This window comes from Thermostilla marina (assembly GCF_054657455.1).
Window position 1 is genome coordinate 4,364,811 of the sequence record NZ_BAAHYR010000001.1, and the last position, 24,522, is coordinate 4,389,332.

Consider the following 24,522-nt stretch of genomic DNA (forward strand, 5'->3'; position numbering starts at 1 on the left):
ACGTTCCCTCGTTGGTCGAGTCGCCCTTCTTTACCGGGACAATGGATGTGTCCCCCAGCGTAAGGAGATTCGACTCATGTCGCAGCGACTGGTCATCGGCCTGAACATGGATTATTGCCCTGCTCGCCAGAAAGACGGAGAGGCTTTCGGATACCTCAGCGCCGGGTATTTCGATTGCGTCATCCGCGCCGATGCGATTCCCCTCATCGTCCCGCCGTTGGTCGATACCGACGACATCGACCAGATTCTCGACCGCGTGGACGCCTTCGTGATGATCGGCGGAGCCGATCTCGATCCTCGCCGCGACGGGTACGAAGTGCACACCTCGATGAAACTGCTCGATCCCCGCCGTGAAGACTTCGACCGCGTCTTGATGCGCCGTATCGCCAAACGCCGCATTCCCGTGTTGGCCATCGGGGCGGGCATGCAATTGCTGAACATCACGATGGGCGGTTCGTTGAGCTATCACATCCCGGAAGACTTCCCCAACGCGATCCCGCACTTCGACCGCATGGACCCCTATCACCGCCATAGCCTGACGGTCGAGCCCAAGTCGCTCGTCGGCCGTGTGTACGGCGACGGAGATATCCGCGTCGCCAGCCGCCACCACATGGCAATCTACGAGGTTGCCGAGGGCTTCCGCGCCACGGCCAAAGCTCCCGACGGAATTGTCGAGGCGATCGAATTCGAACACCCCGACTGGATCGCCGTGGGAACGCAGTTCCATCCGGAATGCAACGCCGCCTCGGCCTTGGACATGCGAATCTTCGAGGAGTTCGTCGAAGCCGTCCGCAAACCGGCCGAAGTCATCCGGATGGTCGCTTGATCCTCGTCGCGGCCTCGTCGGCCGCCACGATCGCAACCGTCGTCCGCCTGGGCAAGCGGTATACTATGCGCTCGGCTTGCGGGCACAGACGACCGCGTTCATTCCCTCGTCGGGAACCTGCAACACGACGTTCGTAAACCCGGCCTGTTCCAGGTCTTCCCGGAACTCGTCGAAGGTGAACGTATCGCCCGAGGCGGTGTTCGCCAGCATATTCACGGCGAACATCGCCCCGACGGTCGGGTGCACGCGATCGGCTTGCATTACAATGTCGCGAACAGCGATTCGGCCCCCCGGCGTCAACGCTTCGAACACCTTGCGGTACAGCCGCCGGTTGTGTTCGCGCGAGTGCATGTGCACGATTGCGCTGACCCAGGCGAAATCGCCTCCGGGCAGCGGATCGCAATAGAAGTCGCCGGCGACCAGCTCGACACGATCGCTCATTCCCTGCGATTCCACACGCCGCCGCGCCTCGGCAATTGCGTGCGGCAGGTCGAAGATGACGGCTTTCGCTCGAGGGTGCGCCCGCAAAAAAGCGAACGTCCAAGTTCCCGAGGCTCCCCCCACGTCGATCAAACGTTTGAAGTCGAGCGGCGCCAGCTTGGCGACCAGCTCGTCGGCCACGTCGCGAGTTACGACGTCCATCGCCCGAATGAACGCCCGGCGGTCGGCCTCACAGCCGCGAATACTCGCCGTTCGCGGCGCCGGTATGCCGGCTCGCACCGTCCACGCGAGTTGACTCCACCCCCGCAGAATATTCATGCGGTGCAAAATCATCGGCACAACGCTGCGAGGCGACTCTTCTCGTAGATACGGGCGAGAATCTTCGGGCACCAGGTAGCGTCCGTCCGCCGCCTTGTCGAGTACGCCCAAGGCGGCCAGCGCGTCGCACAGAATTCGCAAACCGCGACGGTCGGCAGCCAATCGCGCGCACAACGCGTCGAGCGTCGTGCCTGCCTCGTCAATCGCGTCGAACAATCCCAATTCCGCCGCAGCCCCCAGCACGCACACGGCCTGGTAACCCTCGGTCAACTGCAAGATTTCATCGCCGGTCATCGCGGACATCCTTTCTTCGGCATGTATCGTTTCGACAAGGGGACCAATTCGCAAATCCCCTGTTTGCGGATTGTGAGCGAAGCGTCTCCAGCATGCAATTCGCTCGATGGGTTCACACGCTCGGCGCGCATACAAAACGGCAGCCGCAACGGCTTTTCCGCAGCGACTGCCTTGCGATGGGCATTCCTGAAAGGTATTGCGTCTTCGAACGTCGAAAAGACGTTTCAGCGGGGCTTTTCGACGACCGTCTCGTTCACGATCTCGAGATCGCGTCGCAAGTCGGCCAGGCTTTCCTGGGCCAACTGCTTGTGGAAATAGCTGGCCACCTTGCCCCGAATCACCAGACGATGACCGTCGCAAACACAATCCAGTCGGCGAATGGCCGGATACGAACTTTTCCGGAACCGTTCGCGAGCGAGCTTTTCCACTCGCCGCGACGGGTCACAGATGGCCGTCGCATTTTCGATTGCTTGGGAGTAATACATCTTGCCGTCGTCACTCCATTGAGTTGCCAGGGGGAAACAATCTTCGATCGTAGGGGGAAAACGTCGACCCGCGAACTGAACCGAGCCGACCGGCAGTCCTTCTGCGGTCGAGCGCGCACGCCGAGCGGATCAAACACAAGGTGGAAACGCTTCGACCGGCGGAAATCAGGCCGGCGCCGCGGCCTCGGCTCCGGCTTGGTGAGCATCCTCGAGCCGGATCAGTTCGGTAATGATCGGCGTTCCATTGGGTAACGGTTCGTGAGGCGGAATTCCCTTGAGTTCCTTCAATCGTGCGATGATCCGCCTCCTGCCCTCTTCTGTTTGAAGCTCCTGTCGAATTCTTTCACGACGCTCTTTGAGTGCTTCGTTCATCACCACACCTCCACACTGGAAGCAAGAACAAAGCGCCCGCGAACAACCGTGAAAACGAGGTATCGTACCGGGCTCGGCACCAAGCAACAAGGGGCTTGCTGCCGATTAACCGAATTCAAACAATCCCGATGCCGACAAGTCCTCCTTAGATTTCGCAGACTTTTCAACCATCAAACTCAATGCTCGCAACCGGATTGGCGGCCGGGGCATCGAATCATCTCATTTGGATACGTCGGCCGGTAGACTGGAGAAAGATTAGTACTGCCGCCCCCTATTTTGGGTGTATTGGCGGTGGTGGTCGCTTTCGTCGCGGCATTTCCGATTCAGCTCGACTATCCGGACCCTTGCCGCCGGAGCGGGACCGCGAAAACACCTGTTTGCCGGTACTACACCGGCGAATCTATACTCGACAGTCTCGGCTGTGGGCGATATTGCCGGCCTCACCAAGTTCGGTCGAAACCATATCGTGCTCTTTTTGCCTCGGTTTCCTTGCTCTACGAAACACCCCACCCATGCGCTACACGCCTGCTGTCGTCGCCGTTTTTTGCGTTGTAATGCTTGTAGCGACAGGGTACAGCGAAACGGTTCGCTGGAACGTCCAAGCCCGGTTCGGGCTCGACGCGGCGGGGCTTCAACGGGCCATCGACGCCGCCGAGGCCCACTTTCGCAAGTCGCCGAACGACATCGTCGTTCTCGAACTGGACGCCGGGCGCTTCTTGCTGGAGGATGCCGGCGCCCGCAAGGGCACCCTCGATCTGAGCGGCATCGAACCGGGACCGCATGGGCGCCTGATCGTTCACGGAAAAGGGATGGAGAAAACGACGCTCGTGTTTGCCGACAACAAGCACGCCTTGTACGGACGGAACGTCTATCGGATCACCTTCGCCGACATGCATATGACCCGCGACCATTACACGGTCAGCCAAGGCATCGTCGTCGACGTCGGCCCGGGCAAGGTCGTGCTCGACATCCAAGACGGCTTCCCGACGCCGCAGGCCATCTTCAATCCGTTAAGCGACCAAGGCCGTTTTTTGCAACGCTATACGAACAGCCGGACCGATCCGCAGATCATCCAAGAAGACAACGCACAAATCCCCTGGACGCATGCCCGCCGTCTTTTCGGAAACCGCTGGGAACTCACCCTCAAGCCACGCAAGCTCGCTCCCGGCTACAAGCCGGGCGACCTGATCGGCATCAAATCGAAACACAGCCAAAGCAACAGCGAATTCGACGGTCAGGCCTATTGGTTCTACGGCGGGGCCGACTTCCGCTTCGAACGCGTCAAATGGACGCACAAGAGTCGCGGCGTGTTCCGAGGTGGATTCGAACACGTCCAAATCGTCGAATGCGTCATCGATCGAGCGCCGCCCATCGAGGGCCAAACGCCGTGTCTCGCAACGCCGGGCGGCGGACCTCAAATCGGACAACCGAACGATCCGCCCACTGCGGGCCACCTGGTCGCGAACTGCCGGTTCATCGCCACCGGCGACGATGCGGTCGCCCTATTCAACGCGACCGGTACGATCCACGGCTGCTTCATCCGCGATTCGTTCGTGCGGGGAATCTTGGTGTCGAATGCCCCGCAAACCGTCCTCGAGAACAACACCGTCCTTCGGTGCCCGATTCAGGTGAGCAAAGATTGGCGATTCCACCCGCGTCGGCCGACAACCGCGGGTTTCGAGGAAAATTAAGACGTCACTCGAACGGCCAAGCGTCGCCCAGTGCGTCGCGTTGCAACGCGGTAAGTCGCCGGATGCCTTCTCTCGCCATGCTCAGAAGCGAGGCAAGCTGCGCATCGTCGAAGGGCATCTGTTCGGCCGTACCTTGGATTTCGACGAAGCGTCCGCCGCCGGTCATGACGATGTTCATGTCGACCTGGGCGTTGCTGTCGGCGGCATAGTCCAAATCGAGAACGGGCGTTCCGCCGACGATTCCCACACTGACCGCTGCCACCGAATCGACCAGCGGCAGCGTTCCCTGGGCGAATTTGGGCAACGATCGGAGCGCTTCGACCAAAGCGACGAACCCGCCGGTGATCGCCAGCGTTCGCGTTCCACCGTCGGCCTTGACGACGTCACAATCGACCGTCACCGTTCGCGGGCCGAGAGCTTGAAAATCGACGACCGCCCGCAAACTGCGGCCGATCAGGCGTTGGATTTCGATCGAGCGGCTGTCGACTTTGTCGCGTTCACGTCGCTTGCGGGGCGAGGTACTGCCCGGCAGCATCGCATACTCGGCCGTCACCCAACCGGCACCAAGTTCTTCTCGCCAGGGAGGCACTTCGTCGGCGACCGAAGCGGTACACAACACGACCGTCTCACCGGCCGAAATCAATACGCTGCCGGGAGCGGCCGAAGGAAAGCCTCGTTCGATCCGGACCGTTCGCAAATGTTCCGTATCGCCCATTGCCTTCCCTTTCGTCGTTCACTGCACCGCCGACCGCCTGCGACGGTTCACTGCGAGGCCAGCAACCAAGCCAGAATACCTTTTTGGACGTGCATACGATTCGCAGCCTGTTGGACGACCACGCTTTGCGGGCCGTCGATGACTTCGTCGGTCACTTCCTCGCCGCGATGCGCAGGCAAGCAGTGCATGAAGACGGCGCCCTTTTGCGTGTTGGCCATCAATTTTTCGTTGACCTGGTACGGGGCGAAGTCGCGCAGCCGCTTCTCTTTTTCGGCTTCTTGGCCCATGCTCACCCAGACGTCGGTATACACGACCAACGCATCGCGAACGGCCTCGGCCGGATCGTCGAATTCCTCGAGTTCCAATTGCGGCACCGACGTTTTCAACCGGGCCTTGAACGCCTCGTCGAACCGATACTCGGCGGGGCAAGCCATAACCATTCGCATCCCCAGCTTTCCGCACGCCAAGGCCAAACTGCGGGCAACGTTGTTCCCGTCACCCACCCAGGCCAGCGTGTGACCTTTGACCGAACCGGCGATCTCGCGAACGGTGAACAAATCGGCCAACGCCTGACAGGGGTGTTCGACGTCGGAAAGCCCGTTGATGACCGAGCATTCGGCGTAGCGGGCGACCTCGACGATCGTCTCGTGTTTCTTGGTTCGCATCACAATCCCGTCGACGTACTGGCTGAGCACGCGACTGAAGTCGGCCATGCTCTCACGTTTGCCGAAGCCGGTATCGTCGGCCAAGAACAGCGTGCTGCCGCCCAGATGTGCCATGCCCGCCTCGAAACTCACGCGCGTCCGCAACGACGGCTTCTCGAACAACAGGGCCAGCACCCGATTGGGCAAGAGCGGCTCCCGCACGCCTTCGGCGAGCTTCGCTTTCAAATCGGCCGAAATGGCGAAAATGCGTTCGATTTCGGCGGCCGAAAGATCATCCAACGAAATCAAGTGACGCGGCGATTTCTTCTCGGTCATGGCTTTGTCGACAGGATCACTGTTAGGACACGGCGGACATCCCGAAACGCTCAGCCGCAGCGACCGAGCACATCGGCGAGAATGTCGCAGCCTTGGTTCACTTCGTCTTCCGTCATCGTCATTGCCGGCAACAAGCGCAATACGGTCCCCTGCGTGCAATTGATGAGGAGCTTTTGCTCCATGCACTTTTGCACGATGGGAGCCCCGTCGATATCGAGCTGGATGCCGATCATCAGGCCGAGGAGGCGCACTTCACGGATGTAGGAAATCTTGTCGGCCAGGTCGTTGAGTCGTTCTTGGAACAACGCGCTGACGCGTTTGGCATTTTCGAGCAGGCCTTCTTGTTCGATGGTTTCGATCACGGCAATTCCGGCCGCCGCGGCGATCGGGTTACCACCGTACGTCGCGGCATGCATGCCCGGTCGCAAACTCGGAGCGATCTCGGGGCGTGTGAGCATCGCAGCCCCCGCCAGGCCGCCGCAAATCGCCTTGGCCAGGGTGATGATGTCGGGTTCGACGCCGAAGTGCTGGTAGCCGAACCATTCACCCGTTCGTCCGCACCCGGTCTGTACCTCGTCGAACGCCAACACCAGGCCGTGTTCGTCGGCGAGTTTCCGCAAGCCCTGCAAGAAACCTTCCGGCGGCAGGACGACACCGCCTTCGCCCTGCACCGGCTCGACCAAGATACCGGCCGTTTCGTCGTCGATCGCGCGGGCAACGGCGTCGAGATCGCCGAACGGGCAGTAGACGAAGCCGGGCACCAGCGGCTCGATGCCGTCGTGATACTTCGGTTGGGCGGTCGCCGAGGTCGATCCCAGCGTGCGGCCGTGAAAACCGCCGGTAAACGTAATGATCTTGTACTTCGATTTCGGCGTGTGCAGCCGAATCAGCTTGATGGCGGCCTCGTTGGCCTCCGTTCCCGAATTGCAGAAAAATGCTTTCGCGCCGAAACTTCGCTCAGAAAGCAGTTCGGCCCAGCGTCCTTGCTCGTAGGTGTACCACGTATTGGGCACATGAATCAGTCGCGCGACCTGCCGTTGCACAGCCTCGACGACGCGCGGCGGGCAATGCCCCAAAAGGTTGCATCCCCAGCCGGGAAAGAGATCCAAGTAACGGTTTCCCTCGGCGTCCCACACGTACACGCCCTCGCCTTTGACCAGCGCCACGGGAAACCGGCGATAGTTCGGCACGAGGTGCTTTTCGAACAGCCCGATGATCTCTTGTGACGACAGCGAGTGCGATCGGCTCATGGATCTCGTCCGTTTTCGGTTTTACATACAATCGACAATCGGCCGGCGAAACACTGCATCTACAACGCTGCATCTTCGGGAACGTCGCGAACGATTTCCGTTCCCACCCCCTTGCTCGTGTACACTTCCAACAGCAGCGAGTGACGCAACCGCCCGTCTACGATGTGGATCTTGTTCACTCCTTGATCCAGGATGTCCAAGCATGCCTGAACTTTGGGAATCATCCCCGACTCGATCACGCCTTGCTTGATCAGCTCGCGGGCTTTGGCAGCGGTCAGGGTGTGGATGAGCGTATCGGGATCGTCCTTGTCCATCCGCACGCCGTTCACATCGCTCAAAAACACGAGCTTTTCTGCCGCAAGCGCTTTGGCGACGGCCATGGCCGCGGTATCGGCGTTCACGTTCAGTTTCGTCCCGTCGTCGGCCAGGCACATCGAGGGGATGATCGGGACGACACCGTCTGCACACAACTCGCGAATGGCATCGGCATCGACGCGGGTGACCTCGCCGACGAATCCCAAGTCGACCGGTTGGCCGAATCGGTCCCGCAGGTCGATCTTTCGGCCGAACAACACCGGTTTCGTGCGAAAGTTCAGCGGCTTGGCGCGGCCGCCCAAGTCTTCGATCTGGCGGGCGAGACGTTCATTGACCTCCTGTGCCAAGACGCGCTCGACAATCTCGAGCGTGGCCTGGTCGGTGTACCGGCGACCTTCGACGAACCGAGCATTGATGCCCGCCTCCTTCATGGCACGGCTGATGGCGGCCCCGCCCCCGTGGACGACCACCGGTTGCATGCCGACGGTCTCCATGAACAGGATGTCCAACAGCAGATGCGTCATGGCCTGGGCGTCTTCCATGACGCTGCCGCCGAGCTTCAATACGGTAATCTTGCCGCGGAACTGGCGAATCCACCGCAACGCCTCGATGAGCACGTCCGCCTTTTCGATCGCCTTTTCCAACGAGAAAACCCTCCGCTTTCGAACCGGCCGCCGAATCGTCGCGGCCGAACGGTCGGTAAACAAGCCGGACCCCACAACACTCTCCCGAAACGAAACATCGACCGGGCCGGAAAACAAGAACGACCCGGCATGCGCGGGCCGGGTTCGTGAAAAAACGCTCGATCCCGAAAACGAACCGGTCGAGGGCCTCACCCCGCAGGCAAGCCCCCGACCACGTCTAATCCACTTCCGGGAAACCCGATATTTTCGGCAGCGACCTTGCGGTTGTCAACTACCGGTCACACCACCCACAAGAGGGAGAATCATTCCTTCGGCCAGTCGGCGAGCGGTTGCAATCGCACCGTCTTGGCGGGTATCGGTCTCGCCGAGAATCCGACCGCGATGACGACCGACTCGCCCGGGTCGTCGATACGGACACCCAGCTTCGTCACCCCGCGATTCTGGTTCTGCGGTTCCGGCGGCGTGCACGGCAGCGTCGTAAAGCGGGCATCGGCCGGGGCGAAGACTTTCGCGTACAGTTTCTTTCCGTCGAGCGACAAGACGGCCTCGCTGCCCTCCAGCGATACTTTCGCCTTCGTGTGCGCCTGCCAAACGATCTCTTGTCCGTGCGTGTCGACGACTTCGTCTTGCACGAGGACGTCGCCGGTCCGGTCGAAGATACGAATTCCGCGCTGAACCTTCTTCGCGTTCGGATACGCCGACGATAGATCGATTACCGCCGAAGAGCTTGCGGCGTCGGAATGGAAGGCGACGATTTCGCCCTTCCCCTTGGGGTTCTGGTTTTCACCACCGATCACGAGCGTATTCTGCCCGATCGTCCCCAAGCGGTAGTAGGTCCAACGTTTTCCACCGAAGTAAGCCGGCAGATTGTAGTTGTCGGAACCGAGGTCAAAAATCCATCGCTCGCCGATCATGTCGAGGACGAACATTCCGGCTTCGAGATGACTATGATTGACGGCGTTGCTGCCGCCCTTGAAGCCGACGAATGTGTCCTCGTCGTCCCAACCGCTGCGCAAGAGGACGATCCCCGCCCGCTTGAACCAACAATCGGCAGGCATGTCGCCGAATCCGTTGCCTCGCGGATCGTACCACCACAAGTGCCAGGCCGTCTTTCCGCCGATGTATTCCCGTTCGTGCCAGGCATACACCGGGTTGTCGAACCGACGGGCGAGCCAGAACATGCACGCGGCCGAACCCGTTCCCTCGTGGCCGTCGGCGAAATTGAACGACAATTTCGTCGGCCCGACGAGCTGGATGCGAAAATCACCGGCGTGGTCGAAGCCTTCTGCATTACTGAGCCCGAAATCGGTTCCCAACGCCGTGGTCAGCCCGGCGAGGAAGTAGACCGTGTAACGCGTTGCGTAGTTCCAATAGCCGGGCCCCTCATCCCAAGCACCGTCGGGTGCGTAGGTGGCCATCGCCTTGGGAATCGAATGCAGCGCCTGGTCGAGAATGTAAGCTGCCAACTCCGGTTCTTCGTCGGCAATCGCCAAGGCCCCGTTACCGATCCCGCCGTTGCACACCTGGTTCCAGTTGTAGGCGGTTTGCGTCCACCACGACTTCTTTTCGTAGATCTTGCGGGCTTCGAGCAGCCCCTTTTCGACGATCGCCTTGCGAATCGTCTCGCGCTGTTCCGGTGTGAGCACGTCGTACAGCCAGTCGTAGCCGATCGCCAGGGCGTTGGTCATCTCGGCCGTATCGAGGAAGTGCGACGGATTCCAGTCCTTGAACGAAGCGGCCGTCAGCATCTCGCGGATCGCCCGATCGGCGTACTTTCGATCGCCTTCGATTCGGTAAACGGTCGCCAGCGTGACGACGCGGTCCAGGCACCGACGACTTTGCGTGAGCAGTCGCGGTCCAACCAACTTGTGTTCGATGGGTGCGGCGGTCAGCATCGCATCGGCTTCGCGTTTGACCGCAGCGTAGATGGCCTGCGCTTTGGGATCGGTTTTCAAGGCACGTTTCAGGCGGGCTTCTTCCTCGGGAATTCCGATCAACCGAGGATGTTCCTTGCGCAGCGTTTTCAAGACCGTTTCGGCGGTCGGCAACCGCAGCGAGTCATTTTCGGCACGAACCGGATGGGGCGAAACGGCACCGCACAACATGCAGGCAACAGCGACACCAAGCAACACTTTTCGCGGCATAATGATTCTCCATTGGAGGTAGGCGGGTCGATTCGGCGGGAACGGCCGGGCGATCGTCACTTCGCGAGCCGACCGCCCGGCGTCGTAGGTGCAGGAATTCCTTCGCGTCGAACGACGGTGCGAGGTCTCGATGCAATTGGTTCACAGGCCCCAGCTTGCCAAAACACGGCGACATCGAGCGGGAATGTCGAAACCGTTTCCCCCTTCGCCGCCTTGCTCGACGACCAACCATTGCGCCCGGCCCACGGTCGTCGCAAGCCGCACAAATTGTCGCAGGCGGCCGCCGTTTTCAGCGAACGTCATGTCGCCGAATTCTTTCAGGTGGACGCTCTCGGATCGCCCCGGGAACAACTTGATAATGTCGAACGGATCGCCGCCGCCTGCCGCGCAGTTTCCGCAATCGACCTGCATGATGATTTCGGGCGACAAACGACTGAACAAGTGCACCCATTTCGGCTTTCCGTCGATCAATTCCATGTCGAAGGGATGGCAATGGTAGCCGATGCGGATCTTGTCGGGTGCGGCCTTGTCGGCGGCATGTTCCAGGTAGTCGGCGTACTTCGCGATCGAATCGAGATCGGCCATCTGCTGTTTTGCCGCGGCCACGATCACTCGAGGATTTCCCAGGATGTGATTCACGTCGATCGTGCCGGTCAGTTTGTCGTCGCCGATCGCAGCAACCGACACATGCATCCCGCAGCAGACCAGGCCGAGATCGTCCAACAGCTTGCGAAGCTTCGGGGCCGTCCAATCTTGATAGACATTCGGTCCGCCCCCGTAGCCCCAAAATTCGACGCCGGCATATCCGGCCTTGGCGATCGCTTCGAGGGTGCCCGGCACATCCTTGGCGAACTCGCCGCGGACGGCAAACAACTGGATGCCCACCTGCGGCTTGGCCGCTTTTGGTTTCGCTTTCTTCCCGGCCTCCGGCGATTTCTTCGGCCGTTTCGCATCCTCCTCGGCCGAAGCCCATCGACCGCCCACGAACACACCGGCAGCGACGGCTGCGGTTCCCAAGACGAAATCCCGACGACGTTGATTCATCGTGTCGACCTCCTCGCAAGTCGTTTGGCGTTGACCTACCGATCTGCCACACCCCCGTTGCCGACGTCGTCGGCCCTTTTCCCGTGCCTGTAGTTTGCTTTCCCCGACCGGTTATTTCCACTCGTATTTCCAGTCGCGCGGCGGGATCGTCATCGTCGTGCCGTCCAGTGCGACCTCGGCTGATGTGTCGTTGAAGTTCTCGACCACCCAACTGCCGTCCGCAAACAAGTAGAGCCCGACGCCGTTGGGCGCCGAAAACGACCGGCCCAATGGCCGAAGCAGAAATGCGCGCAAGCCATCCAACCGCGACCGATCCCAGTCGAGCAAGTCTTTCGGCTTTCCGCCCACAGGCACGATGCGCACGTTCGGGCGGTTCAAATCGACCCGGCCTTCAAGCCGGCGGGCGAGCCCGTCGGTAACGGCGATCGGTATCCCGCGTTCGACCAACCGAGCGAGTTTTGTCGCGCAGTCCGGGTCCTTCATCGCGTGAACGGTGAACACTGCGGCCTGAGCATCTGCCGGAAACTCGTGACAGGGAACCAGCGGCAACCCCATCATGCCCAAGTAATCGAAAATCCGTTGTTCGTCGAAAGCATCGGCGTTGACGGGCCGATACGCCGCGACGCCGACCGGCGTGCGCTTGCGGACTTCGCCGCCGACGCGAATCAACTCGGCAGCATGCCGACGGAAGGCGACGATATCTTCCGGTCCGTGATCCCGATGGAGCGCCCCGTAACAAAACAGCATCGACTCGGCCGCGCCGCCCAACACCGTTTGCCGGGCCTGCTCGATATAGGTCGCCTCGGTCGTTCCCAGCGGGTCGAACCATCCGCCGCCGCATTTGTCGCCGCCGATGCCGCCCAACCAACGCATGAGGAAATACGCCCCGTACTGCACGTGGCCGCCCCAACGCGGATCGTCGTAATCACGGGTTTCGGTACCGACCCATATCTTGTCGAAATCGGCGGTTTCGCGGGCAACCTCGTATCCGCGCTCGTGGAACCGCTCGTACCACTGCGGATATTTGATGATGACGACCACATCGGGATTCACCGCTTTGGCGGCGGCCAGAATCTTCTCTTGCGAAACGCGGACCATGAGCTCGCAGCGATAGTCGGCCCATGAATCGCCCGCCACGGGATAGGTATTCTTTCCGACGGTGACCGTCCGCGCTTTCCTTGCTCGATCACAATCGGCGCAAGCGCAGTCGGTAAACCAAAAGTCGTCGATCATGATCTCGTCGAAAATCGCCGCCGTGTAGCGGAAGATTTCGGCGATTCGTTCTTGCGTCGCCGAATCGGTATAACACGAGATCAAGTTCCAACCGGTCGACTGCTTGCCGACGATCGTCGTCGTCACGCAGCCGCACACTTCAAAACCGGCTTCCCGGAACCGATCGCGCGCGTGAATCAATAGCTCCCGCGGAGCCTGATAATTGCTGCGAAAACTCTCGATGTAGACCTTTGTAACCCCCGTGGCCTTGCACCACGCGATCGCCTCGTCGATTGCGGCATCGTCGCCCAAAGAATCCCGCACGTCATGTGCGGTAAACAAGGTCGAAAATCGATGCTTCGCCGCATTCTCTTTCGCGTAGGTCCACAGATCCCCGTCAGCGGCACAAGCGTGCGTCACCCCGATTCCGCAGATCGCCCAAGCCACGAAAATGCCGTGCACTACCACGTTTCGCAGCAAGCTCCCGAATCTGCCCGCCACGAAAGACGGCCCGGAATGCAGAAGGCGAAAATACAAGGACGGTCGCATGGGAAAAGCCTCCTCTCGGGGGTGAGGACGATTACAAACGGTAGGAAGTCGGCGGAGAGCCGAACGACAAAGGCATTTCATAGCTGCGGGCGGATCGCCGATGCCGTCGGCCGGAGGATGTGCTATTATGATCACCGTCCGTTGCCGGGTGCAATCGATTGCCGTCGCAAACCGGCGGGAATCGGCCTTCCCGCAAACACCGTCGCCAAGCCGGAGTGCCGATGGACGTGGACAGCGAACATCCTGCGCCTCGTGTTCTCGTTGCGGTCGCCGTCGTCTTCATCGCGGCGGTATTCGTTCCGTGGATTCGCGGCGCTGGATTCGTGTGCGACGATTGGATGGTCGTCGCCTCCGTTCGTGACTTCCCCAATCCGATTACGCGGTACCGCGAGTGGTTTCCCTTGTTCGCGGCGCGCCCGCTTGCGCCTGCGGTACTCGTGGGCGTTTCGACGTTGTGCGCCCCTTTCGGCGCCGGGCCGCAGGCCTACGCGACCTTCCTGGTCGGGGCATGGCTTGCAGCCGTCGCCGTAACGGCGGTCGTGTGGCGTCGCGTTGCGGGCCTACGACCGGCCGTAGCGTTCCTGATGCTTGCAGCCGTCCCGTGCATCGCGTCGACGCTTGTATTCTCGGTGTGCATGCAACAACTTGCCGCGTGGTCGATGCTCTTGTGGGCGGCTTCGCTTGCCTTGACGATCCGCGCCGCGGGGAGCCCTCGTAAGTCTACCTTGCTGTTGATCACCGCAAACGGCCTCCTGTTTGCCGGGCTGTTGATCTATGAAATCTTTTTACCGCTTCTGTTATTGAATATCGTGTTGCCGTACCGGCTTGGGGCCGTTCTTCCCCAAGATGTTCCCGAACCCGCGCGGCGGAACGCATCCGGGATACCGCGTCGTTTCGTCGTGCGTTACGTGCTGCCTCCGTTGGGCGTCGTCGTTGCCGCGGCCGTTTACCAAAAAGGGATTGCGCCTTTGGTCTGGTCGGATATGTCGCGGCTTCAGCCGGGCGGTATGGGCGGGGTCGTTCGATCGAGTGTGTATTGGCTATCGCTGATCGGTCAAATTCCGTTGCTCTTGGCCGACGGCCTGCGCCGTCCCGGCTTGCTGAGGCATGGGCTCGTTGCCCTGGCCCTGACCGCCGCGATCTGTGTGCTGTTGCTCCCCGCTCGCCGGATGAATGCCCGAACGAAGCGCAAGACATCGTTACCAAAGGGCGCCGCCCCAAAAGAGAAGTGCACACATCAACGAACCAATGTTTCGCACTGGACTCCAAGCCGATTGGCCGCGTTGTGCACGGCCTGTCTCGTCGCTTCGGCCGGATTGTTCGTGCTTTCCGGCAGTTATGCAGTCGTGTACGGCTACGACAACCGCAAGCTGACATCGTTTTGGGTCGCCTTCGCGCTTTTGGCTTCGTTGTTGGTATCCCGGAATAAGCGCGACCTTGAAACCCAGTCCGCAACCGACGCAAAAACGCACCGCAGCGATCGTTTTGTGTTTCGGCTGCGGTGCGGTATATTGGCGGCGCTCGTGGTGGCGGCAACCCAATCGTTTCTCGTCCAACGAGACAATTATCTTGCCGGGTGGGAACTGCAACGGCGCATCTTGGGCGAGTTTCAGCGGGTGAGCACCGCGGGCAATCTGCCGGAAGGAACGACCATTCTCGCAGCCGTTCCCCCGGCCGTTCCGACGAATTACAACGACGAATGCGTCTTTACCCGCCCGTGGGATTTCGGGAATGCTGCCCGATTGCAAACCGGAGGCCGCGTCGCCTCGGCAGCGCCGATCTACCCTTGGTTGCGAACGCAAGGACGGATTCACCTCGAAAACGAACGGGTCGAAATCGACGGACTCTGGTCGGCTTCGCTCGACCGGCCGTTGTGGTATTTCGAATTCGACGAACGAACCGCAACGGTTCGTTTGGAACCCATCCGATCGCCGGAAGAACTTCGCCGTTGCCTCGATCGAGCGACCGGCGGGAAGGTCAACGTCGTGCCGACCGGTTGGGCCAAACGGTTCGTCGAGGTCGGCTCGCGATGGGTTCGCACGGAGCTGCTCGGCCGAGACGATCTTGAATCGTCGTGGTAAACCGATCGGCGGAAACCGAGCCGATCACAACGCTGTGTGGTAAGGAGACGCCGCGATGCGCACGATGTCCAGCTTTCAAGCGTCGGAATTCGATCGTCGTCTCGCCGCAAGGATGCCGGGTCGATTACTCATCGTCGCGGTCGCCACTTTCGGCCTCGTGTCGCTGAACGCGCCGCTTTCGGCCGAAGAGTCGCACGTCGATTCGGAAAGAGTGCGGATTGAGGTCGTCGCCGCTGAGCCGGCAGGAGAGGCCCAGGCTTCCGACGTCCCTGCCGAACTTCCCCGCCCCGAAGCATCCGACGCCCCCGAGCCTGCGCCGCTTGTCGAAGCCGCTGAATCAACGGAATCGACACCCTCGCCTTCTACGAACATCAAAGGGTGCGCCGATTGTCACGCAGGCCTCGAGCCGATCATGCCGCCCGACTCGCGGATGATGCACGAGATTCGCGACATGGGAGCCGATTTGGGTGATCCCGAGGGATGCACGATTTGCCACGGCGGCGATCCCGAAGCCGACACTCCCAAAGCGGCCCACAGCGGCGATTTCTATCCCGATCCCGGATCTCCTTGGATCAATGAGAACACGTGCGGTCAATGCCACATGGAACACGTCGACGTCCAATGGTCGAGTCTGATGATGACCGAGGCGGGTAAGATTCAGGGCGTCTGCTGGACGTTCGGCGGCCTGCACACTGCTTTTGGGGCCGAGTCGCCCTACGAACACTACTTCGGAAACTACGACTACAAGAATCCCGACGATCCGGCGTACCGCTTAGGTACCGATGCCTACCGCACGTACATGGCCAGGCTCACAAAGCGCGAACCTCAGGTTTTCGTCGACGAAATTCACGCCCTGCCCGAAGCGCCCGCCGATCCCGACGAAATCGCCAAAAACCCCGAATACGCCGCGTTCACATACCTGCGGAACCAATGTCTGCGCTGCCATCATGCGGTCAAAGGACGGCAAGTTCGCGGCGATTTCCGCGGTATGGGCTGCTCGTCGTGTCACATCCCGTACAGCAACGAAGGCTATTACGAGGGAAACGACAAGCACGTCCCCCACGACGAACCGGGGCATATGCTCGTCCACTCGATTCAGGCCACCCGCGACGTGGTCGTGAAAGTACACGACGTCGCCTACAGCGGCATTCCGGTCGAAACATGCACGACCTGCCACGACCGCGGCAAACGTATCGGCGTGTCGTTTCAAGGTCTGATGGAAACCGCCTATGAGTCGCCGTTTTCCGATGAGGGAGCTCATCAACCGGCATTGCACACAAAACACTATTTGGCAATGGAACAGGACGTCCATTACCAAAAAGGGATGTTGTGCATGGACTGCCATACCTCCGGCGATGTGCACGGGGACGGCTTCTTGGCTTGCGCCAACCTAGGAGCGGTCGAGATCGAATGCACCGACTGCCACGGCACGCCCGACCGCTATCCTTGGGAGTTGCCCCTGGGTTACGGCGACGAATTCGATCCGTCGTCGGCCGAAGGCCCTCCGCGAGGCACGACGAACGATTTGCCCGAACACATCAAGCAGGCCACCGTCTATCCCGCCGAAGACGGTTTTCTGCTGACTGCCCGCGGTAATCCCCTGCGAAACGTCGTACGACGCAAGAACACCGTCGTCGTTCATACGGCCGCGGGCAACGACCTGGAACTCAAACCGCTCAAGGCGATGGTTGAAGAAAAACTGCTGGGCACGGCCGCCCGCACGGGCATGGTCGCCGTCGCGGACCACGTAGCCAAGATGGAATGCTACACCTGCCACGCGGGTTGGGCTCCCCAATGCTACGGCTGCCACGTGCGCATCGATTATTCCAACGGCAATACCTGCTTCGATTGGCTGGGGGCGGGACATCACCACGCTTCGAGCCCCGAACGCGCCTGCGAAGGCGGCGAAACCGGGTATCCCAACACGATTCCCGGAAAAATCGAAGAACAGCGATCCTACTTGCGTTGGGAAGACCCGATCTTAGGCGTCAACGGCGAACGGCGCATCACGCCCGTCGCCCCGGGATGCCAACCGGTCATCACGATCATCGGGCCGGACGGCAAGCCGATCATGGTCAACCATCTCTACCGTTCTCCGCCGGGAACGGAAGGCAGCGGTCCCGAGGGGCAGCCCACGCTCGACATGAGCCCGTTGCAGCCGCACACGAACACCGGCCGCGCGCGACCGTGCGAGTCGTGCCACCTTTCCGAAAAGGCGCTCGGCTACGGAATCGACGGCGGACGCACATTGCGTCCCTGGAACGAAGACATCGTCGTCGACCTCGAAACCGCCGACAAGCAGGTTTTGCCCAAACGATACCAGGTGCAGCGGCCCGGCATCGACGGACTCGAAACCGACTGGTCCCGCATCGTCGACGAGCAAGGCAACCAGCTCATGACGGTCGGCCACCACTTCACCCAGTCTCGGGCACTGAACAACGAAGAGCGCGCGGCCATGGACAGGCAAGGCGTGTGCCTCGCTTGTCATCAGGAGATTCCGAAAGGCTCGTTCGCCGTCGACCTGCTGCATCACGTGGCCGAAGCCACAGGCCAAATGCCGAAGAACGCCGACGACCATAATGACCTGGTCCACAAGATTCTGCTCGTGGCGGGCTGGAGCCAAGTGTTGGTGATGTTCTCGGCCCCCTTGATCGTGGTCTTGGCGGTCGGCCGTTGGATGCTGTACCGGCGCAAACGTCGTAAGAAGTGACGCTCAAGCCGCGGGCGCACTCCGGTTCGCCCGTTCGCCATGTTCATCAAAAGCGAGCCGCCGGCGCGAATCGAGCTCAGTCGTGACGATGCGGTTCGAGTCGCGTCGTCTCGTCGCCGAGGGCGCGAGTGAGCTTTTCGCGCAACATCAGCCTTGCGCGCAGCAGACGCACCTTCGTGTTGGCTTCAGAAATCCCTAGAATTTCCGCCGTTTCGGCGGTCGACATCCCTTCGACGTCGCGCAACAAGAAGACCAGGCGATATTTGTCGTCCAGCTCGTCGAGGGCTTCCTGCAAGAGTTGCTGCACTTCTTTGCGGCGAGCGATTTCCTCGGGGGTTTCTTTCCATTGAGCGATGTACTGCGGAAACGGAATCTCGTCTTCGCGGCCCCCTTCCCCCAACGGCGTCGTTTGCCGCACCTTTTTCTTGCGCAGCAATCCCAGAGCGTTGTTCGTGGCAATCCGCAGCAACCACGTCGAAAAGGCCGAGTCGCCGCGAAAATCCTCCAGATGCTCCAGCAGTGAAAGAAACGTCTGTTGGACGACTTCCTCGGCGTCATGCCGGTGATTGAGAATCCGCAGGGCCAGCGCAAAAATCCGCCGCTCGTAACGGGCTACGAGCTGTTCGAACGCCGCAAAGTCTCCGGTGCGTGCCTGTTCGAGGAGCTGGATGTCGCTGGGCGTCTGCGCCATGGTGGGGGTTGGAAATCGCTGGATTTTTTGGTGATCGTCGAGCAGCGAAAAAGAGGCACGTCTACTCTACCGGCATGCCTACGATTTCACAAGCTACACTCGATTGGGGGAGACAATGCCCGCTTCGCCCTGCCGACCTTCCTACCGATATAAACTGCCGCAATTGCCAAACCAACGGGGATGGACGTGCGTAGCGAGAAAATGATGCGGAAGTGCCGATCGGTGACGGACCGATCGCCCCGGCCGATACCAATTCGACCAGTCAAAATTCGCCGCAACCAGGCCAATTGCGAGTGTCAAGCACGGCAAACCAGAAAACCAAGGCAAAAATCCCTCAGCCAGCGGGCATCGGCCGAGAAATTCCGTACGATCGGGCTTCCCCGTCAAAGAAGCTGCAATCCAGAAAAAACGAGTAACGCGAGATATCTCCTGTAGTCATCAATCCTTCCGCAAACTACGCCGAAACGCTATACTAGCTATCTTTCGTTTTTGTACGGCGCGGCCACTGTTCGACCACTTCGGTGACCGTTCGCATTTTGCCCGGCTCATCGGATTTAGTCGGGCAGCCTCAAGTGGTTACGTGGATAGCATGCGAGCGACAAACCTTCACGATTTGCCGCTTCCGAGGTGCATCTGGGACATTTAGCACATTTGGTCGAACGTTTAGCAGGAGCGAGTCGTGAGCATCGAAAACCTTCACAAGATCTTCAACCCGGAACGTGTGGCGGTCATCGGGGCCAGTGACACCCCCACCAGCGTCGGGTACACGGTCTTGCGAAACTTGATCGGATCGGGCTTTCGAGGCGTCGTCTATCCCGTCAATGCCAAGCGGGAATCGGTTCAGGGAATCCACGCGTACAACAGCGTCGAGGCCTTGCCGCACGCTCCCGATTTGGCAGTCATTTGCACGCCGTCGCGGACCGTCCCCGGGCTGGTCCGCAGTTTGGGCGAAATCGGCACGCGCGGGATCGTCGTCATCTCGGCCGGTTTCCGTGAAATCGGTGAAGAAGGGCGGGAACTCGAACGGCAGTTGCTGGAAGAGAAAAATCGCTTCCCCGGCATGCGGATCATCGGCCCGAACTGCTTGGGCATTATCGTGCCCGGCATCTGCCTGAACGCCAGCTTTGCCGCCGCGACCCCGCAGAAGGGACACATCGGATTCATTTCGCAGTCGGGTGCGTTGTGCACCTCGGTACTCGACTGGGCAATCGACGAAGGGATCGGCTTCTCGTACTTCGTTTCGGTCGGAAACATGATCGACGTCACGATCGCCGACCTGATCGACTATTTCGGTACGCAAACCGACACGCAGTCGATCATTCTGTACATCGAGTCGATCACCGAAGCCCGCGAGTTCATGTCGGCTGCCCGCGCCTTCGCCCGCACCAAGCCGATCGTCGCCTACAAGGCCGGTCGCTTCGCCGAATCGGCCCAAGCCGCAGCGTCGCACACCGGTGCGATGGCGGGCGTCGATGCGGTGTACGAGGCCGCTTTCCAACGGGCGGGTATCGAACGCATCTTCCAAATCGAGGACATGTTCGACTGTGCCGAGCTGTTGGCCCGGCAGCAACCGCCCAAGGGTGACCGCTTGGCGATCGTCACCAACGCCGGCGGTCCCGGTGTGATGACGACCGACAGCCTCATCGCCCGCGACGGACATCTGGCGAAGCTCTCCCCGGAAACAATCGAAAAGATGAACGAGTTCCTGCCGCCGTTTTGGTCGCACGGGAACCCGGTCGACGTATTGGGAGACGCACCCCCGGAACGTTTCGCCAAGGCGTTGGAAGCAGTCCTGGATGATCCGGGCGTCGACGCCGCGTTGGTGATCCTCACGCCGCAGGCCATGACCGACTGCACCGGAACGGCCCGCGCCGTCGGCGAAATCGCCAAGAAGAGCAACAAGCCCGTGCTGGCCGCGTGGATGGGCGGTCACATGGTCGCCGAAGGCTTGAAGGTGCTCAACGAAGCGGGCGTGGCGAGCTACACGACCCCCGAAAAGGCCGTGCGGGCATTCATGCATCTGGTTTCGTACGCCCGCAACTTGAGCATGCTCCACGAAACGCCCCGCGATATTCCGATGTCGTTTTCGTTCGACCGCCAACGACTGCGGAACGTCTTCGAGAGCATTCTCACCGAGGGAAGCGAAATCCTTTCGGAAACGGTCTCCAAGGCCTTCCTCGAGGCGTACGAAATTCCGGTCACCAAGCCGCACGTGGCCCGTTCGGCCGACGAGGCCGCCGAAATCGCAGCCCGCATCGGGATGCCGGTCGTCCTCAAAATCCACTCGCCGCAGATCACCCACAAGACCGATGTCGGCGGCGTCATGCTGAACCTGTCCAGCGAACAGGCTGTTCGCGAGGCGTTCGAAAAGATGACCAATCGGGCGAAAGAAAAACGCCCCGATGCCGACATCATCGGTGTCACGGTCCAGAAGATGGTCAGCTATCCGAACAGTTTCGAGTTGATCATCGGCACCAAGCGAGACCCGGTGTTCGGATCGGTGATCATGGTCGGTATGGGCGGCGTGGCCGCCGAGGTCTTCCGTGATCGCGCGTTGGCCTTGCCGCCGTTGAACGAGGCGCTGGCCCGCCGGGCGCTCGAATCGCTCAAGTCGTGGCCGCTGTTGCGCGGTTACCGCGGTCGCCCCGGTGTCAACATCGACCGGCTGATCGAGGTTCTCATGCGGTTCTCGTACCTCGTGGCCGACTATCCCGAAATCAAGGAACTCGACGTCAACCCGCTGCTGGTGACGCCCGAAGAAGTCGTCGCCCTCGACGCACGGGTGATCATCGACCGCGAGGCGATCGTCCATTCGGTCCGGCCGTACGCCCACTTGGCAATCCGACCGTATCCCGAAGAATTCGTCACCGAGCGCAAGCTCAAAGACGGTACGGCGGTCGTGCTTCGGCCGATCAAGCCCGAAGACGAACCGATGTGGCATGAGCTTTTGGCCAGTTGCTCGACGCAGTCGCTGTGGTTCCGCTTCAGCTATTTGTTCAAGCAGACGACGCACGAGATGGCCACGCGGTACTGCTTCATCGACTACGACCGCGAATTGGGGATCGTGGCCGAGGTCGAAGAAGACGGTCAGCGAAAACTGATCGGTGTGGGTCGACTGGTGGCCGACATGAACCACGAAACCGCCGAATACGCCGTGATCGTCGTCGACCGCTGGCACGGGCACGGCCTGGGCGGTCTGCTGACCGACTACTGCCTCGAGGTAGCCAAGAAGTGGGGCGTGAAGAAGGTCGTGGCCGAAACGTCCAAGGACAACGCCCGCATGCTCGCCACCTTCCGCAACCGCGGCTTCGAGCTCGACGAAAAGTCCGAGCAAGACGTCGTCCTCGTCAGCCGAAACCTGGTGTGACGCCGGTCGAACGTCGCGGTTCCATTTCGCAGTGCCGATAAATCGCAAAGGACCCGCCGCCCGCAAAGGGGGGACGGGTCCTTCTTTTTCGCTCCCTGCGCCGCAACGCCCCCGTTGCCGAAGATGTGTCCCCTCAAATTTCCGATGGCGGCGCTTTTCGCGGCACGGGTCGGTCGGGTACACTGGCCGTCGAAAGGCTCATCCCGATCTCATCCATCTATCGGTCGCGCCGACGGCGGAACCGGGCGGCAAGCGGCACTCGTCGCCGTCCTCACGAGCGCCGTTCGGCAGCTACCGCGATTCCGGAACAGAGGGAACCGGCGAGGGTCGGCATCATGACGATCGAATTTCTTTGTCCGAACGGACATCGCATTCGTTGCGGCGACGACAAGGCCGGGCTGGCCGCAAAATGTCCCCAATGCGGTGTCAAGTTCCGCGTTCCCACCTTGGAAGAGGTTCGCGCGGCCGCCTCGGGTGATTTGTCGAAACTCGAAAACGCCGAAATCGAAGAACAAATCGAGTTTCTGTGCCCGAACGGACACCGGCTCTTTGGACCGAAACGTCTCCAGGGGCGCCCCGGCCAATGCCCCGAATGCGGCATGCGGTTTCGTATTCCAAGCTACGAGTCCGTTCCGGAAGGAGAAGCTGAAAGCGACACCCGACTTTCGCTGGCCGAGGAACAACCGCTCATCACCCCCGAGGCACTGAGCGACTCCCTGACGGTGGAAACCAACCTGGGGCCCGATTCGGCAACTACGATCGCCCACAGCGAACCGGCCGTCGCGGCGAACGGCGACTCTCGCATTGCCGCAGGCACGGCATCCCCCGACGGTTGGCTTCGAACATTCGAAGTATTGTGGGCCTCACGCGAATCCGGACGATTCGAGGTGCATTTGACCGGCGGGACGGTTCTCCGCCCGATCAAACTCGCACGGGATCCGGTCTCGGCCGAATTCATCGGCCTGGTCGTCGAAGAAAACGGCGAGCAGTCGTTGGTCGTGGTTCCCTTTTCCGCCATCCGGCAGGTGCGACTCGTCGGGCTTCGCGAGCTGCCGCCCGAATGGGAACTTTCGGGGTAAACGTACCGTTCGACCGCGCTAAGAATCGAGCATCCGGTGGACCGGCTCGGGCCGATCAGGGTGGAAACTGCGAACGACGTTCAATCGTATTTCGACTGCCGTTTCTGCACGCACGCGGTCGATCGCCTCGGCGACCACACGTCGAAGCGTTTCCGCCCCGATCAACACCCTCGCGTTGATCAATAGGCTCGTCTTTCGGACGGACGATTCGAGCTTTCCTCGAACCACCGGCGGACGTCCATTGTCGACACAATTACCGGCGACGTGCCCCTTACGCGGGACAGTGAGAAAGCACTTCAAGTGTTGGATCGTCCCACCTGCGGCGGCGATATCGTCTTGAAGTCGCTGCATCAATCCCCGCATGAAGTCGGTCCAATCGACGTCGGTTTCGCACGTCACGGTTCCGTTCGCGTTGAGCCACCCCATCGACGCCTCGCCTTCGGCGTACACGTCGTAGTCGACCTGGGCGGTGCGGGCCTTGGTTTCACCGGATGCCACCGCCTGCAACCAGGCATCGACGCCCGTGCCCGCTTCCGCCGAGATCGCAAACCGCGGCCGATCGCCGAGCAATTCCGCCAATGAGGTTTCCAGTACGGCGAGATCGTCGGACGAAACGAGATCGCACTTGTTCAGCACGACCACGTCGGCCTCTTCCAACTGCGTTCGGTAGATGTGCAAGACCGAATCGGGCAACCGCGAAACGCGTTCGTCGAACTCGCGCCCGAGGTCCTGCATGATCTGCATTTGATGCACGTCGATCAGAACGGAAAACGGGGCGACTTCGATTTGTTCGCCGAACATCTTGCGAATCGGTCGGATGACGGTTGCCGCCAGGTCGGTGCAACTTCCGACGGGCTCGGCGATGATGATCTCGGGGCGGGAACGGCGCATCAAGCGTTCGACGGCCGCCATCATCTGCGGAAAGCGGCAACAAAAACAACCGCCTCCCACCTCGTCCACATCGGCACCGGTCTCGCGCAACAAAGACGTATCCACCAATCCTTCGGCCTGATCGTTGGCCAGCAGCGCCACGCGGCGGCCTTGTGCCATCAGTTTTCCGGCGGCACGGCGCAGCAAGGTCGTCTTGCCCGCACCGAGGAATCCTCCAACGAGAATCAGGCGAGTACGCTCAAGCATGGCGTTGCATCGGGGGCTGGAACCGTTTTGGGGGCGGTTTCTCCGTCACGTGCGGATCAGGTAGAGTATAGTTTACCGTCGGAGTCTTTTGGCAATCCTGAAAAACAAAAGGCCGTATCGCACGGTATATCCGAGGCCTGGGAGGGCGAAAGGACACTTTCGCGGCCCTCGTGCCTC

The 24,522-nt window shown here is 60.8% G+C and carries 18 protein-coding genes; 6 read left to right on the top strand and 12 right to left on the bottom strand.

What is annotated here, in order from left to right; genetic code table 11:
* Positions 1-76 precede the first annotated feature (76 nt).
* The gene (locus ACYQ2I_RS15775) at positions 77-826 is read left to right on the top strand and encodes a gamma-glutamyl-gamma-aminobutyrate hydrolase family protein (protein ID WP_460167991.1); all 750 of its coding nucleotides are present in this window, start codon (positions 77-79) and stop codon (positions 824-826) included.
* Positions 827-889: 63 nt separating this feature from the next.
* On the opposite strand, the gene ACYQ2I_RS15780 is transcribed toward ACYQ2I_RS15775, so the two are convergent.
* From ACYQ2I_RS15780 to ACYQ2I_RS15790, 3 genes are all read right to left on the bottom strand, one after another.
* Positions 890-1,879: a methyltransferase gene (locus tag ACYQ2I_RS15780; protein ID WP_460167992.1), complete on the bottom strand. Its 990-nt coding sequence runs from the start codon at positions 1,877-1,879 to the stop codon at positions 890-892.
* 224 nt (positions 1,880-2,103) lie between these two features.
* Positions 2,104-2,364, bottom strand: coding sequence for a hypothetical protein (locus tag ACYQ2I_RS15785; RefSeq protein WP_460167993.1), 261 nt, complete (start codon positions 2,362-2,364; stop codon positions 2,104-2,106).
* A 165-nt stretch (positions 2,365-2,529) separates the two neighbouring features.
* Positions 2,530-2,736: a hypothetical protein gene (locus ACYQ2I_RS15790; protein WP_460167994.1), complete on the bottom strand. Its 207-nt coding sequence runs from the start codon at positions 2,734-2,736 to the stop codon at positions 2,530-2,532.
* Positions 2,737-3,248: 512 nt separating this feature from the next.
* Between ACYQ2I_RS15790 and ACYQ2I_RS15795 the strand changes: the two genes are divergently transcribed.
* Positions 3,249-4,427 carry a right-handed parallel beta-helix repeat-containing protein gene (locus tag ACYQ2I_RS15795; protein WP_460167995.1) on the top strand — a complete coding sequence of 393 codons (1,179 nt, stop codon included), beginning with the start codon at positions 3,249-3,251 and terminating at the stop codon, positions 4,425-4,427.
* A gap of 4 nt (positions 4,428-4,431) precedes the next feature.
* On the opposite strand, the gene rph is transcribed toward ACYQ2I_RS15795, so the two are convergent.
* The 7 genes from rph to ACYQ2I_RS15830 form a co-directional block, all read right to left on the bottom strand.
* Positions 4,432-5,142 (bottom strand): ribonuclease PH, encoded by a 711-nt coding sequence (gene rph, locus ACYQ2I_RS15800; RefSeq protein WP_460167996.1) that lies wholly within the window; start codon positions 5,140-5,142, stop codon positions 4,432-4,434.
* Between the two features lie 47 nt (positions 5,143-5,189).
* Entirely contained in the window at positions 5,190-6,122 is a 933-nt protein-coding gene (gene argF, locus ACYQ2I_RS15805; RefSeq protein WP_460167997.1) for an ornithine carbamoyltransferase, read from the bottom strand.
* A 50-nt stretch (positions 6,123-6,172) separates the two neighbouring features.
* Positions 6,173-7,372 carry an aspartate aminotransferase family protein gene (locus ACYQ2I_RS15810; protein ID WP_460167998.1) on the bottom strand — a complete coding sequence of 400 codons (1,200 nt, stop codon included), beginning with the start codon at positions 7,370-7,372 and terminating at the stop codon, positions 6,173-6,175.
* Positions 7,373-7,431: 59 nt separating this feature from the next.
* Positions 7,432-8,331: an acetylglutamate kinase gene (argB, locus tag ACYQ2I_RS15815; protein WP_460167999.1), complete on the bottom strand. Its 900-nt coding sequence runs from the start codon at positions 8,329-8,331 to the stop codon at positions 7,432-7,434.
* Positions 8,332-8,633: 302 nt separating this feature from the next.
* Complete coding sequence (locus ACYQ2I_RS15820) at positions 8,634-10,475, bottom strand: DUF4962 domain-containing protein (RefSeq protein ID WP_460168000.1); 1,842 nt, start codon at positions 10,473-10,475, stop codon at positions 8,634-8,636.
* 141 nt (positions 10,476-10,616) lie between these two features.
* Entirely contained in the window at positions 10,617-11,519 is a 903-nt protein-coding gene (locus tag ACYQ2I_RS15825) for a sugar phosphate isomerase/epimerase family protein (RefSeq protein ID WP_460168001.1), read from the bottom strand.
* Between the two features lie 111 nt (positions 11,520-11,630).
* Entirely contained in the window at positions 11,631-13,280 is a 1,650-nt protein-coding gene (locus tag ACYQ2I_RS15830) for a hypothetical protein (protein ID WP_460168002.1), read from the bottom strand.
* A gap of 221 nt (positions 13,281-13,501) precedes the next feature.
* Between ACYQ2I_RS15830 and ACYQ2I_RS15835 the strand changes: the two genes are divergently transcribed.
* On the top strand, positions 13,502-15,361 hold the full coding sequence (locus tag ACYQ2I_RS15835; protein WP_460168003.1) for a hypothetical protein: 1,860 nt from the start codon (positions 13,502-13,504) through the stop codon (positions 15,359-15,361).
* Between the two features lie 55 nt (positions 15,362-15,416).
* Positions 15,417-18,071, top strand: coding sequence for a cytochrome C (locus ACYQ2I_RS15840; RefSeq protein WP_460168004.1), 2,655 nt, complete (start codon positions 15,417-15,419; stop codon positions 18,069-18,071).
* Positions 18,072-18,147: 76 nt separating this feature from the next.
* On the opposite strand, the gene ACYQ2I_RS15845 is transcribed toward ACYQ2I_RS15840, so the two are convergent.
* The gene (locus ACYQ2I_RS15845; RefSeq protein WP_460168005.1) at positions 18,148-18,762 is read right to left on the bottom strand and encodes an RNA polymerase sigma factor; all 615 of its coding nucleotides are present in this window, start codon (positions 18,760-18,762) and stop codon (positions 18,148-18,150) included.
* Between the two features lie 679 nt (positions 18,763-19,441).
* On the opposite strand from ACYQ2I_RS15845, the gene ACYQ2I_RS15850 reads away from it, so the two are divergent.
* Positions 19,442-22,129, top strand: coding sequence for a bifunctional acetate--CoA ligase family protein/GNAT family N-acetyltransferase (locus ACYQ2I_RS15850; protein WP_460168006.1), 2,688 nt, complete (start codon positions 19,442-19,444; stop codon positions 22,127-22,129).
* 335 nt (positions 22,130-22,464) lie between these two features.
* On the top strand, positions 22,465-23,208 hold the full coding sequence (locus tag ACYQ2I_RS15855; RefSeq protein ID WP_460168007.1) for a hypothetical protein: 744 nt from the start codon (positions 22,465-22,467) through the stop codon (positions 23,206-23,208).
* Between the two features lie 18 nt (positions 23,209-23,226).
* Here ACYQ2I_RS15855 and ACYQ2I_RS15860 read toward each other — a convergent pair whose 3' ends face one another.
* Entirely contained in the window at positions 23,227-24,345 is a 1,119-nt protein-coding gene (locus ACYQ2I_RS15860) for a GTP-binding protein (RefSeq protein ID WP_460168008.1), read from the bottom strand.
* Positions 24,346-24,522: the final 177 nt, after the last annotated feature.